This is a genomic window from Escherichia sp. KTE114 (genome assembly GCF_000407765.1).
GTDB classification, from domain to species: Bacteria; Pseudomonadota; Gammaproteobacteria; order Enterobacterales; family Enterobacteriaceae; genus Escherichia; species Escherichia ruysiae.
Map to the genome: position 1 here is coordinate 1,816,598 of NZ_KE136626.1, position 12,408 is coordinate 1,829,005.

10 protein-coding genes and 2 pseudogenes are annotated in these 12,408 nt (G+C 51.6%); 5 read left to right on the forward strand and 7 right to left on the reverse strand.

The features are described from left to right. Window positions 1–69 precede the first annotated feature (69 nt). On the reverse strand, window positions 70–1,413 hold the full coding sequence (gene gntP / locus WC5_RS12180; protein ID WP_016159466.1) for a gluconate permease GntP: 1,344 nt from the start codon (window positions 1,411–1,413) through the stop codon (window positions 70–72). A gap of 339 nt (window positions 1,414–1,752) precedes the next feature. On the opposite strand from gntP, the gene uxuA reads away from it, so the two are divergent. From uxuA to iraD, 4 genes are all read left to right on the forward strand, one after another. Continuing rightward, complete coding sequence (gene uxuA / locus WC5_RS12175) at window positions 1,753–2,937, forward strand: mannonate dehydratase (RefSeq protein WP_000438582.1); 1,185 nt, start codon at window positions 1,753–1,755, stop codon at window positions 2,935–2,937. A gap of 80 nt (window positions 2,938–3,017) precedes the next feature. Beyond that, window positions 3,018–4,478: a fructuronate reductase gene (locus tag WC5_RS12170; protein WP_016231564.1), complete on the forward strand. Its 1,461-nt coding sequence runs from the start codon at window positions 3,018–3,020 to the stop codon at window positions 4,476–4,478. Between the two features lie 269 nt (window positions 4,479–4,747). After that, window positions 4,748–5,521, forward strand: coding sequence for a Uxu operon transcriptional regulator (gene uxuR, locus WC5_RS12165; protein WP_000833698.1), 774 nt, complete (start codon window positions 4,748–4,750; stop codon window positions 5,519–5,521). Window positions 5,522–5,931: 410 nt separating this feature from the next. Then, window positions 5,932–6,324 carry an anti-adapter protein IraD gene (iraD, locus tag WC5_RS12160; protein WP_010349948.1) on the forward strand — a complete coding sequence of 131 codons (393 nt, stop codon included), beginning with the start codon at window positions 5,932–5,934 and terminating at the stop codon, window positions 6,322–6,324. Window positions 6,325–6,399: 75 nt separating this feature from the next. Here the strand turns inward: iraD and iadA are convergent, their stop codons facing one another. Both iadA and WC5_RS0122180 read right to left on the reverse strand, forming a co-directional pair. Then, window positions 6,400–7,572: a beta-aspartyl-peptidase gene (gene iadA / locus WC5_RS12155; protein ID WP_000568390.1), complete on the reverse strand. Its 1,173-nt coding sequence runs from the start codon at window positions 7,570–7,572 to the stop codon at window positions 6,400–6,402. Between the two features lie 12 nt (window positions 7,573–7,584). Continuing rightward, window positions 7,585–7,805: pseudogene (locus WC5_RS0122180) on the reverse strand (hypothetical protein); the annotation flags it as partial. Between the two features lie 163 nt (window positions 7,806–7,968). On the opposite strand from WC5_RS0122180, the gene kptA reads away from it, so the two are divergent. Beyond that, the gene (gene kptA, locus WC5_RS12150) at window positions 7,969–8,535 is read left to right on the forward strand and encodes an RNA 2'-phosphotransferase (protein WP_001151801.1); all 567 of its coding nucleotides are present in this window, start codon (window positions 7,969–7,971) and stop codon (window positions 8,533–8,535) included. A 39-nt stretch (window positions 8,536–8,574) separates the two neighbouring features. Here the strand turns inward: kptA and WC5_RS12145 are convergent, their stop codons facing one another. The 4 genes and pseudogenes from WC5_RS12145 to WC5_RS12130 all read right to left on the reverse strand — a co-directional run bounded on the left by WC5_RS12145 (window position 8,575) and on the right by WC5_RS12130 (window position 12,392). Further along, window positions 8,575–9,753: an MFS transporter gene (locus WC5_RS12145; protein ID WP_000075231.1), complete on the reverse strand. Its 1,179-nt coding sequence runs from the start codon at window positions 9,751–9,753 to the stop codon at window positions 8,575–8,577. A 66-nt stretch (window positions 9,754–9,819) separates the two neighbouring features. Further along, window positions 9,820–10,677, reverse strand: coding sequence for an SdiA-regulated domain-containing protein (locus WC5_RS12140; RefSeq protein ID WP_010349955.1), 858 nt, complete (start codon window positions 10,675–10,677; stop codon window positions 9,820–9,822). A gap of 170 nt (window positions 10,678–10,847) precedes the next feature. Further along, a pseudogene (locus tag WC5_RS12135) lies at window positions 10,848–11,024 on the reverse strand (double-cubane-cluster-containing anaerobic reductase); the annotation flags it as partial. A gap of 87 nt (window positions 11,025–11,111) precedes the next feature. Further along, window positions 11,112–12,392 (reverse strand): DUF445 domain-containing protein, encoded by a 1,281-nt coding sequence (locus WC5_RS12130; protein ID WP_010349958.1) that lies wholly within the window; start codon window positions 12,390–12,392, stop codon window positions 11,112–11,114. Between the last annotated feature and the right edge of the window lie 16 nt (window positions 12,393–12,408).

Here is a 12,408-nt window from a genome sequence, read left to right on the forward strand (position 1 = left end):
TGGCATAAACAAGGCACACTTTGTCGACACTCCGAACAGAGCCTGCCAATGGCAGGCTCTGGTGTGCTTTTACGCTACCATGCTGATAATCAACACAATAATCAGCCCAACTACGGAGTTGACCAGCTCCAGCAGACCCCAGGTTTTCAGCGTGTCTTTTACCGACAGGTCAAAATAACCTTTAAACAACCAGAAAGATGCATCGTTAATGTGGGTGAGGGTGTTGGACCCCGCAGCCGTCGCCAGCACCAGTAGCGCCGGATTCACGCCAACCAGCTGACCGGTTGCTGGATCAAGGATTGCAGCACTGATAATCCCGGCGGCAGTCATCGCCGAAACCACACCCTGACCGGTCGCCAGACGAATCAGTACGGTGATCAGCCACGCCATGATGTACGGTGAAATATTACCATGCGACATCAACATGCCGATGGTGTCACCAATGCCGGTGTCGATGATGGTCTGCTTCAGTACGCCGCCAGCACCGATGATCAGAATCACCATCGCAATGCTTTTTACCGCGCTTTCAAAGGCGTTCATTACCCACTGCATATCGTGCCCGCGCGCGGTGCCAAAGAGTACGAACGCAACTACCATCGCAATAAACATCGCAATCGGCGAGGAACCAATAAAGTTAACCACTTCCCACGCAGGCGTGTCTTTTACCAGCCAGATATTGGCGATGGTGGTGGAGATCATAATGATCGCCGGGATCAGCGGCACCAGAATCGAGATGCCGAAAGAAGGCAGATTGTTCATATCTACTGGTTGATCTGCTTTCAGAAATGACGGTGTCGGTCGCTCAAGATTACCGAGGAACTTTGGCAGGATCAGGCCAGCGCAAATTACGCTTGGGATCGTCACCAGCACGCCATAGATATAAACCATCCCCATATCCGCGCCATAAGCATTTACCAGCGCCACCGGACCCGGCTGCGGCGGGAACAGTGAATGTGCGGTGGTGGCAGCCGCTACTGCCGGAATAGCCAGTTTCAGGAACGGGATTTTAGCTTCGGCTGCAATCACGATCACCAGCGGTGCCAACATGATAAAGGCCACTTCATAGAACATCGCCAGACCGAAAATCAGGCCGATGATAATCACCGATATCTGAACATAGCGCAGACCGAGACGCGCCAGCAGCGTGTGCGCTATCTGGTGAGCCGCGCCAGAGTCGACCATCAATTTACCGATGACCGCACCGAATACCACGATGATCGCCAGTTCCCCCAGCGTGTTGCCGAAGCCTGCTTTCATGGTGTGCAGCAGCGACATTAAGTCCATACCCGCCAGCATCCCGACGGACAGAGCAGCCACCAACAAAGCTACCATCGAGTTGATCTTGAACCTCAAATTCAGTACCAGCATCAGGCCGATACCGAAGACGACCCAAAGAATGTTAAGCACATGCATAAAGTTTTACCTTACCTGGTTGAGCCATTGTTATTTTGGGCGACATGTTATGTAAATTGGTCAACCATTGTTGCGATGAATATCACATACCCTGATCAATAACCGTTGTTTACCCTTTGCTGTAATTTGCAACAATCGGCGGGAGAGTGGATTTCTTGTGATGTGGTTAACCAATTTTAGAATCCGGGTTGACATGTCTTACCAAAAGGTAGAACTTATACGCCATCTCATCCGGTGCGACGCCACGGCTGTGGTCTGGTTGTTCATCCGGATACCTAAACAACTCCGGGGTTCCGCGTCTCTTCGCTGTGGAACCCACTATGTGAAAGAGGAAAAATCATGGAACAGACCTGGCGCTGGTACGGCCCAAACGATCCGGTTTCTTTAGCTGATGTCCGTCAGGCGGGCGCAACTGGCGTGGTTACCGCGCTGCACCATATCCCGAACGGCGAAGTATGGTCCGTAGAAGAGATCCTCAAACGCAAGGCTATCGTTGAAGACGCAGGTCTGGTGTGGTCTGTCGTGGAAAGCGTGCCAATTCACGAAGATATCAAAACCCACACTGGCAACTATGAGCAGTGGATCGCTAACTATCAGCAGACCCTGCGCAACCTGGCGCAGTGCGGCATCCGCACCGTGTGCTACAACTTCATGCCGGTGCTTGACTGGACCCGTACTGACCTCGAATACGTACTGCCGGACGGCTCCAAAGCCCTGCGTTTCGACCAGATCGAATTTGCTGCGTTTGAAATGCACATCCTGAAGCGCCCAGGCGCGGAAGCGGATTACACCGAAGAAGAAATTGCTCAGGCAGCAGAACGTTTCGCCACCATGAGCGATGAAGACAAAGCGCGTCTGACCCGTAACATCATTGCTGGTCTGCCGGGTGCGGAAGAAGGTTACACCCTCGACCAGTTCCGTAAGCACCTGGAGCTGTACAAAGATATCGACAAAGCCAAACTGCGCGAAAACTTTGCCGTCTTCCTGAAAGCCATTATTCCGGTTGCCGAAGAAGTCGGCGTGCGTATGGCGGTTCACCCGGACGATCCGCCGCGCCCGATCCTCGGTCTGCCGCGTATCGTTTCCACCATTGAAGATATGCAGTGGATGGTTGATACCGTAAACAGCATGGCGAACGGTTTCACCATGTGCACCGGTTCCTACGGCGTGCGCGCTGACAACGATCTGGTTGATATGATCAAGCAGTTTGGTCCGCGCATTTACTTCACCCATCTGCGTTCCACCATGCGTGAAGATAACCCGAAAACCTTCCACGAAGCGGCGCACCTGAACGGCGACGTTGATATGTACGAAGTGGTGAAAGCGATCGTTGAAGAAGAACACCGTCGTAAAGCGGAAGGCAAAGAAGACCTGATCCCGATGCGTCCGGATCACGGTCATCAGATGCTGGACGACCTGAAGAAGAAAACCAACCCAGGTTATTCCGCGATTGGTCGTCTGAAAGGCCTGGCCGAAGTTCGCGGTGTCGAACTGGCGATCCAGCGCGCTTTCTTTAGCCGTTAATATCCACCGGCATGGCTGCGCGCCGTGCCGGTTCCTTCTTCCTTGCCGTCACTCTCTGAAGACGGATTCTGGAGTTTACGATGACTACTATTGTTGACAGCAATCTGCCGGTTGCCCGCCCGTCATGGGATCATTCTCGTCTGGAATCACGCATTGTGCATCTCGGTTGCGGGGCGTTTCACCGCGCGCACCAGGCGCTGTATACCCATCACCTGCTGGAAAGCACCGACAGCGACTGGGGTATCTGCGAAGTTAACCTGATGCCAGGCAACGACCGCGTGCTGATCGAAAACCTGAAAAAACAGCAACTGCTGTACACCGTGGCGGAAAAAGGTGCAGAAAGCACTGAACTGAAAATTATCGGTTCGATGAAAGAAGCCCTGCATCCAGAAATCGACGGTTGCGAAGGTATTCTCAACGCAATGGCGCGTCCGCAAACAGCGATTGTCTCCCTGACGGTCACGGAAAAAGGTTACTGCGCCGATGCGGCGAGCGGTCAGCTGGATCTTAATAACCCGCTGATCAAGCACGATCTGGAAAACCCGACCGCGCCGAAGTCCGCGATTGGTTACATCGTAGAAGCCCTGCGTCTGCGTCGTGAAAAAGGGCTGAAAGCGTTTACCGTGATGTCCTGCGACAACGTGCGTGAAAACGGTCATGTGGCGAAAGTTGCCGTTCTGGGGCTGGCTCAGGCGCGTGACCCGCAGCTGGCGGCATGGATTGAAGATAACGTCACCTTCCCATGCACCATGGTTGACCGCATCGTACCGGCGGCGACGCCAGAAACCTTACAGGAAATTGCTGATCAGCTGGGCGTTTACGATCCGTGCGCCATTGCCTGCGAACCGTTCCGTCAGTGGGTGATTGAAGATAACTTCGTTAATGGTCGCCCGGACTGGGATAAAGTGGGCGCACAGTTTGTTGCAGACGTTGTGCCGTTCGAAATGATGAAGCTGCGTATGCTTAACGGCAGCCACTCTTTCCTGGCGTACCTCGGTTACCTCGGCGGCTATGAAACCATTGCCGACACCATGACTAACCCGGATTATCGCAAAGCAGCCTTTGCCCTGATGATGCAGGAACAAGCGCCAACGCTGTCGATGCCGGAAGGGACTGATCTGAACGCCTATGCGACACTGCTGATCGAGCGTTTCAGCAACCCGTCTCTGCGTCACCGTACCTGGCAGATTGCGATGGACGGCAGCCAGAAGTTACCGCAGCGTCTGCTGGATCCGGTGCGTCTGCACCTGCAAAACGGCGGTAGCTGGCGTCATCTGGCGCTGGGCGTGGCTGGCTGGATGCGTTACACCCAGGGCGTGGATGAGCAAGGTAACGCCATCGACGTAGTTGATCCGATGCTGGCTGAGTTCCAGAAGATCAACGCGCAATATCAGGGAGCAGAACGCGTAAAAGCCCTGTTGAGCCTGAGCGGTATTTTTGCCGATGATCTGCCGCAGAATGCCGACTTTGTTGGTGCGGTGACGGCGGCATATCAGCAACTGTGCGAGCGCGGCGCGCGCGAATGCGTGGCTGCACTGTAACTGACTGATTCCCCGACAGACTTACTGGTCAATCAAACTCATATTTGGTTGACCAGTTTTCGTTTTTTTGCCCACCTGTACGTGCCAACTTCCAGTGCTAATGGTATAGTTTGTCATTAACGATCAACGTAAGATCGCCCGATGCGCACGCTTATCGAGCCTGGGTATCAATCACAACTTATTGAATACGCACTCTTTGTCGGCCGGATAAGGCGTTCACGTCGCATCCGGCAATAATTTGATTAACCGCACCTAACGGACACAACACCATGAAATCTGCCACCTCTGCGCAAAGACCTTACCAGGAAGTCGGGGCGATGATCCGCGATCTGATCATCAAAACACCGTACAATCCTGGCGAACGACTGCCGCCGGAGCGTGAAATCGCAGAAATGCTCGAGGTCACGCGTACTGTGGTGCGTGAGGCGTTGATCATGCTGGAGATCAAAGGGCTGGTAGAAGTGCGGCGCGGCGCCGGTATTTATGTTCTCGACAGTTCAACCAGCCACACTGCCGACAACGCAGATGTCAACGTCTGCAATGACGCCGGTCCTTTTGAGCTGTTACAGGCGCGTCAGTTACTGGAAAGTAACATCGCGGAATTTGCCGCTTTGCAGGCCACCCGCGAAGATATCGTCAAAATGCGCCAGGCATTGCAGCTTGAAGAACGCGAACTGGCCTCCAGCGCGCCGGGCAGCAGTGAAAGCGGTGACATGCAGTTTCACCTCGCCATCGCGGAAGCGACCCATAACAGTATGCTGGTGGAGCTGTTCCGGCAGTCCTGGCAGTGGCGGGAAAACAATCCGATGTGGATCCAGTTGCACAGCCATCTGGATGACAGCTTGTATCGCAAAGAGTGGCTGGGCGATCACAAACAGATCCTCGCCGCGTTAATCAAAAAAGACGCCCGTGCGGCGAAGCTGGCAATGTGGCAGCATCTGGAAAATGTGAAACAGCGCCTGCTGGAGTTTTCCAATGTTGACGATATCTATTTTGACGGCTATCTCTTCGACTCCTGGCCGTTGGATAAAGTTGACGCCTGATCCTTTATTTCTGGTGCAAAGTTGAGCAGCTTTGCACCAGGCCTTTTAGCCACGTAATAACCGATATTATTAATAATAAACGATGAGTAATTTAATAATTACTTATTACATGTCTTTTATAAACATTATATATCTATTTAAATCTGAGTGATTATTCGGAATAATCAAAATATATTGGTTTGTTTCTGTCTGGTTTAGTGACTTTTATCAAATTATATCTTCTTAAATAAAAAGTAAGTGGATCTTCATTTCTGTTCAGGGTCTTATACTTTGCGGGCAAGAATCAAGCCTGTTATCAGGCACGGATGCGATGAGCAAAAAGGAATGACTATGGAAAATGAGCATCAACCCAGTGGTGTCAAGCCGTCAGGGCAAGATATCGATGCCGCTAAACGTCAGGAGTGCGCAAAATGATGCGCCAATTACTTCAGACCGTATTACCTGAAAACACTGGCAGCAATACATCATCGCTGCGTGATTCCGTATGTCGGGATCTCTTTCAACTTTTCAATTCTCCTCACTCACCGCTACCCGCATTACTTATTTCAGGTATGCCACAGTGGCAAGGGGATAATCAGAGCGACAAACATCTCCAGAGCTGGTATTGCCGCCAGTTGCGTTCCGCTCTTTTATTTCATGAACCACGTATTGCTGCATTGCAGGTGAGTCTGAAAGAAGCATATTGCCACAATCTGACGATTAGCCTGGAGATGATGCTGTACCACGATAATGAACCTCTGACGTTTGATCTGGTCTGGCAGCATGGTGGTTGGTACAGTGCGACGGTGGGGAAAGTCAGCTAAATACCATCTTCTGCGTTTTACTCTGTCAGCCGTCCGAACGGGCATCCTACGTCCATTCGGGCGGCTGACAACCGCTTATGCAGTTTCAAACGTTCCTTTCACGCACGCCTTGCCGTCTTTGACCATCAGTTTGCCGTGAGCGTACACCTGCGCAATGCGCAGTTCCGGTGTCATAACCAGCAAATCCGCGTCATTGCCGGGCTGAATTTCGCCTTTCCCGGTCAGGTTGAGGAAACCGGCGACGCTGCTGGTGAGTGGACGCACGGCATCGCTGATACTGAAACCGTAGTCTTTGACCAGCACTTGCACGGTTTCCAGCAACGTCTCAAAACCGGCAACGCCGATATGCGTTAAATTCCCCTCGTCGTCAAAGAACGGCTGGCTACCGTTGCCGTCGGAGCTGAGGGTGATGCGAGCCAGCGGAATACCCGCCTGAACGGCGCGGGCAATCCCTTCGGCAGGGGCGACCGGTTCGTCAATGCTGCTGGTGATGTCGATGGTGCCGCCTTTCAGGGCGAACTCCAGCGCCTGTTCAAACAAAGGAACGTTGCGGTTAACGTGCGTCGGCAGCAACTTGCTGATTGGCACATCGCAATTTTCCAGGAGATCATAGATAGGCTGTAGCGCCTTTTTGCTGTCGCCCATGTGGAACACGGTGACGCCAGGTTTACCACCGAGCAAGCCACCAACGCGGGACTCCGCCGCCATATTGGCCAGATGATAAACATCCGGCGCGGCAGAGCGGTGGTCGGAGATGGCACATTTCACGCCAATCACGCGATCGATAATCGCCACGTCTTTTTCCACAGAACCCGTAATGGTGCGGGAAGGCACATGATAAGCACCGGTCAGCATCCAGGCGCTGATGCCTTCTTCATTGAGCGCACGGGTCTTGGCGAGCAGGGATTCCGGGTGGCGAGAGATAGAGTCGGTGCCAAGCAGGCCAATCACCGACGTGACGCCCGCTTCCGTCAGGCGGCTTAACGCCACTTCCGGCGTGCGTGTAGTGGGGCCAGCTTCGCCGCCGCCGCCAATCAAATGGACGTGTTGATCAATAAAACCAGGGCAGAGGATCTGCCCGCTGAGATCGACAATCGTGCAGTTCGGTACGATGTCAGAAGGGATATTACTGGCAACGGCGATAATCTTGCCGTTAGCGACGAGGACATCACAAACTCCCCGATCTTCCGGCGCATACAAATGCGCTCCCTGCAGCAGGATGAAACCGGCTGCGGAATAATCAATCATGTAAACTCCTTGTTAAACAATAATCTGCATAACCCAGATCGACAGCAATGCGTTAATCGCGCAGACCGTAATGATATGCAGATAGCATTTAGCATTCACTTCGGCTGTCTCCAGGCTGCGACCGACATTTTGCACCGGGTTGGCCATTAAATACATTGCGGGCAGTAAAACGGTGACATCATGGCCGGTTCGCCTGCGGTCGCATGGCTGACAGCAACGCCGACTGCGCTGCCCGTGGCTAAAGGGACAGCGGTAATCCCCACAACGTTTTTGTATCTGCGTGTTGCTACGTGTTTTTTGCAGAGTGGAAAAACAGGATTGAGTTGCAAAAAATTCATAAACCCAGTGACAATGACGTAGCTGAATAAAAACAGGAAATACAGGGAAGAAGACAAAATGGCAAAGTATGGCGAAAAAGAGTTGGCAGATACGAGTAAGTTTTTAAGTTTTGTCCTCCGACATAAACCAGAGGCGATTGGCATCGCGCTGGATCGTGAAGGATGGGCGGATGTCGATAAACTCATACTCTGTGCACAAAAAGTGGGCAAGCGGTTAACCCGTGCCTTACTGGATGTCGTTGTCGCCACTAGCGATAAAAAGCGTTTTAGTTATTCGAATGATGGTAAGTGCATTCGCGCTGTTCAAGGGCATTCGACCTCGCAGGTCGCCATTGCCTTCACCGAAAAAACACCGCCACAATTTCTCTACCACGGTACGGCAAGTCGCTTCCTTGAGGCGATAAAAAATCAGGGATTGATTGCAGGGGAGCGTCATTACGTGCATCTCTCTGCTGATGAAGCGACAGCTCGCAAAGTAGGAGCCAGACATGGATCGCCGGTTATCTTAACCGTCAAAGCCGAAGAAATGGCGAAACGAGGAATACCTTTCTGGCAAGCGGAAAACGGGGTCTGGCTGACAGCAACTGTTGCGGTTGAGTTTCTTGACTGGCAAGGGAAATACTGAGGCGCTCTTCTCTGGTATGGTGGGGAGAAAAATCCCCCCTTATGAAGTCGCCGTTTGCAGCTTAAATAATTGCACTGTGCTGATGAGCGCGGCAACAAACAGCGCCGCTGCGCCACAAAGCGTGGAGTTGGCGAGTGCCGACGTTCCGTTGCCGAGCATACTGGTCAGCGCCGGGCCGAGAATTTGCCCGATGCCATAAATAAGCGTCACAAAGCCTAACAGGTTGAGATTTCCCGGCACACTAAGCTGGCGGGCGATGGTCATCACCAGCGAGGTCGTGCCCATAAAGGTGCCGCCAAAGCCAATACTGCTGATGATGAGTAATAAAGGAGAGCTGCTGGCGAGGGTTAACAGCACGCAGATAGCCTGTACCAGCAAATTTGCCGTCAGGCAGGGTAACGCCCCCCAACGTTTTGCTGCCCACAACCAGCCAAAGCAGCCTGGCACAATCGACAAGCCGACCAGCGTCCAGAGATGGGCGGTCAGTAATGGCAGGCCAGCATCTTTCGCCATGAGCGGCAGATAAGTGGCAACGATGATATAACCAAAACCCGCCAGACCGTACAGAATAGCCAGCAACCACCAGCTCATGGGTTGTTGAGTGGTTTTTGCTAACGGCGTTGGCGCGATGGTGTGTTTTTTCGAAGGAAGCAAAAGCGCCAGTACAATCAATATCATGCCAGAAAGCGCCCCGGCACCTTGCCATAGCGTTTGCGAGGAGAGGGAAAAATGCAGCCCAGCCAGCACATATTCATTGCCTAGCGCGATACCAACACCAACGCCAGAAAACAGTGCCGCAAGTACAAAAGGATGGCGGGTATGTTGCATGATGAGCGTCGAGCCGAAAATCAACATCCCGGCGCTGGCGATGCCTGCCAGAAAGCGAACCAACAACACCAGAATAAACGACGGCAACCACGCCATCGCAAGGATCAACAATCCGGTTGCCAGGGCGCAAGCCAATAAAAACGGGCGCAGACGTGAGGGTAAATGAAATGCGCCGAATGAAAACAACAGGCTTCCAGCCAGATACCCAGCGTAGTTGCCGCTGGCAATCCACGACAGTTCGCTAAATGAAAACTGCCCCTCCGCCAGCATAACTGGCAGCATCGGCGTATAAAGAAAGCGACCTAACCCCATACCTAAGGTCAGAACCAGCATCCCGAAAAGCGCGGTGCTGAAGGAAAAGCGTTCTACGGGATGCGATGACGGGGACATGTTTTACCTTGCTTGTCTTTTTGTTGTTAACAAGTTAATAACAAAAAGGTGAAACATGCCAGTCTGTTAATGTGATGATGTAGGGGTAAAGCGATAAAAACGATTCGGTTCGCCAACGATATAAATATTGCCAGAGGCATCCATCGCAATCCCTTCAGCCTGTTTGATGTTATGTGACAAACCCCGGCTGCCTTTGGTTAGTGACATTTCACCGATAACCTCGCCAGCCAGCGTCACTTCCTGCAGTGCGCGTGACTCATGAGACAGTACCAGCAGCGTATTTTTTTGTTGGTTAAATTCTGCGCCGGACACATCATCTAAAGTAAATTGACGTTGTAGTTCCTGGTCTTTGCTGATGTGCAATTCATTGCTACTTAGTAGCCCGTTAACTTTGTAGACCTCAATCGGATTTTTCTCTTTAAAAAACCAGAAAGTGTGATCCTGGCGAGAATAAGCCAGCCCTTCAAAACCACTATTGGTTGGCGTTTTCTGCAACGGAATTTTTATTTTTTTGAGGATTTTCACTTCTGACTTTTCATTAAGTGAAATCACATAAATGGCATAATCGCGTTCATCACTGATGACGAACTTATTATCACCAATATATTCGATCGTCTCGAGATCTTTCACAAAATCCAGAGGAATGGTGCGGAGCAAATCCCCATTAGTGGTCATTTCAACAATCGCCGCAGGCTTATTGATAGTGCTAAACAGGGTATTACTCTGCGCAGACCAGGTCAGTGAGGAGATATTATTCGTTACACCTGCAATCTCTTTACCATCAATATTAACGTGGTAATTTTGAAACCCTGCGGGATAACTGCTTTTGCGCGCGCAAGATTGCACGAAGAATACACACACTGCGACAATGGCAAAAAGAATAATAATGCTGATACGTTTACTTAACGAAAACCTTTTTGTCATGGCATTTCCATCCAAGAAAATCAATAAGATATCGATAAGTATACGTAGTGATCTTAATGAATCCTTAACGCGGAGCCAGATCGTAATGTGCAATGCATTTCCAGTTGCTGTCTTTCTTTCCATTACTGACGAATGCGGGCAGTCATCGCATTCAGTTTGTTGCGCAATGACAAAGATTGCGCAGGTTCTTGCTCCGCTTCTTCGGTAGTTTCAGCTGAGGTGGAGCAACCGCACCGCAGGCAGTGTGCATCTTCTGCGGCATAAACGTGCAGTAAGTGCCGACCAGCGGAATGACGCACTTTGGAGAACTGCTCGAAAATGGCGGGTAGAACGGTGACAAGTGGCATGATTTTCCTTCCCCGTATACGGGAGACAATGAAAAAGGCCGCATTATTACCATGATTTAAGTGTGCTTTATTTGTTCTCTCTCGCGGTTAAAAATTGCCGAGGGGTAACAAAGTCGGGATTTGCGATAAAAGATACAGTATCAATCCAATACAACCACCAACCAGCGTACCGTTGACGCGGATAAACTGGAGGTCTTTGCCGATATTTAACTCGATTTGCCGTGACATATCCCGCGCATCCCAGCTTTTTACCGTATCAGTAATGTGGCGCGTCAGGAATGCCGAAAACTCTGGTGCGACGCGGTGCGCGGCCTGTTCCAGATGACCATTTAATGACGCCCGCAAGGCGTCATCGGCAATTAACGTCTCGCCAAACCATTGACCCGCCCGCGCGATACGTTCCTTCACGCGAGAATCTTCGCTATTGATATCGGCCTTCAACCATTCCCGCAAATCACCCCACAATTCACCGAGATAGCGATTAAACGCTTCATCTTCTTTCAGATACGCTTTGATATTGTCGGCGCGCGCCGCCATTTCGGGATCGTTTTTTAGCTTGTCGATCAGCGCAAAGGTGGCGCGATCAAACGCATGGCGGATCTGATGCGCGCGATCGCGGCTGATATCGTCAAGCAAGGAATTTACCGCATCGGAAACCAGCTCCGCACTGTGTTCACCCAGCCATTCAGTTGGCAAAATTTTCGCTTTCAGCGGATGTTCGTTCTCCAGCCAGCGGACGATCTGCTGGGCGATAAATTTGCGTGATTTATCGCGCTGGAGCAGGGCGATCAGTTGTGCGATCAGAGTATCCAGCAGCACCTGATGACGATCGTTTTTGGTCATGCTCTCCAGCATTAACGCACTGGTGCCGGAAAGATCCACTTTATCAATCGCCCGATGCACCGCGCGCTTAAGCAGACGCTGAATACGTGCATCATCGGTAAGTTCGAGAAAACCACTCATGATCTGCAAAAGATGCTGCCCAACGCGGCGGGCGTTTTCCGGCTGACTAAACCAGTTACCGATTAACAACGCCGGTTCATGACGACGAATTAACGCCACCAGGGATTGGGTATCGAGAAATTTTTCCTGTACGAACTGCCCGAGATTTTCGCCAATCCGGTCTTTATTACGCGGGATAATCGCCGTATGGCGAGAAATAATCGGAATCGGCACGCGGCGAAACAGCGCCACCACCGCAAACCAGTCAGCCAGAGCGCCGACCATTGCCGCCTCCGCAATCGCCTTCACGCCGCTCACCCAAAAATTGGGGGGCAAAAAAAGCGTAACGATAAAAGTCGCGGCAGCAACGAGCAGTAAAGAGAGCGCCAGCATTTTGGCGCGTCGGAGTTCAATGATTTTATTCATATCGTAAGAATAGAGC

Bases quoted from the DNA above. Each gene is read 5' to 3' on its own strand.
- gntP (WP_016159466.1), bottom strand. From the start codon at position 1,413: ATGCATGTGCTTAACATTCTTTGGGTCGTCTTCGGTATCGGCCTGATG.
- uxuA (WP_000438582.1), top strand. From the start codon at position 1,753: ATGGAACAGACCTGGCGCTGGTACGGCCCAAACGATCCGGTTTCTTTA.
- WC5_RS12170 (WP_016231564.1), top strand. From the start codon at position 3,018: ATGACTACTATTGTTGACAGCAATCTGCCGGTTGCCCGCCCGTCATGG.
- uxuR (WP_000833698.1), top strand. From the start codon at position 4,748: ATGAAATCTGCCACCTCTGCGCAAAGACCTTACCAGGAAGTCGGGGCG.
- iraD (WP_010349948.1), top strand. From the start codon at position 5,932: ATGATGCGCCAATTACTTCAGACCGTATTACCTGAAAACACTGGCAGC.
- iadA (WP_000568390.1), bottom strand. From the start codon at position 7,572: ATGATTGATTATTCCGCAGCCGGTTTCATCCTGCTGCAGGGAGCGCAT.
- kptA (WP_001151801.1), top strand. From the start codon at position 7,969: ATGGCAAAGTATGGCGAAAAAGAGTTGGCAGATACGAGTAAGTTTTTA.
- WC5_RS12145 (WP_000075231.1), bottom strand. From the start codon at position 9,753: ATGTCCCCGTCATCGCATCCCGTAGAACGCTTTTCCTTCAGCACCGCG.
- WC5_RS12140 (WP_010349955.1), bottom strand. From the start codon at position 10,677: ATGACAAAAAGGTTTTCGTTAAGTAAACGTATCAGCATTATTATTCTT.
- WC5_RS12130 (WP_010349958.1), bottom strand. From the start codon at position 12,392: ATGAATAAAATCATTGAACTCCGACGCGCCAAAATGCTGGCGCTCTCT.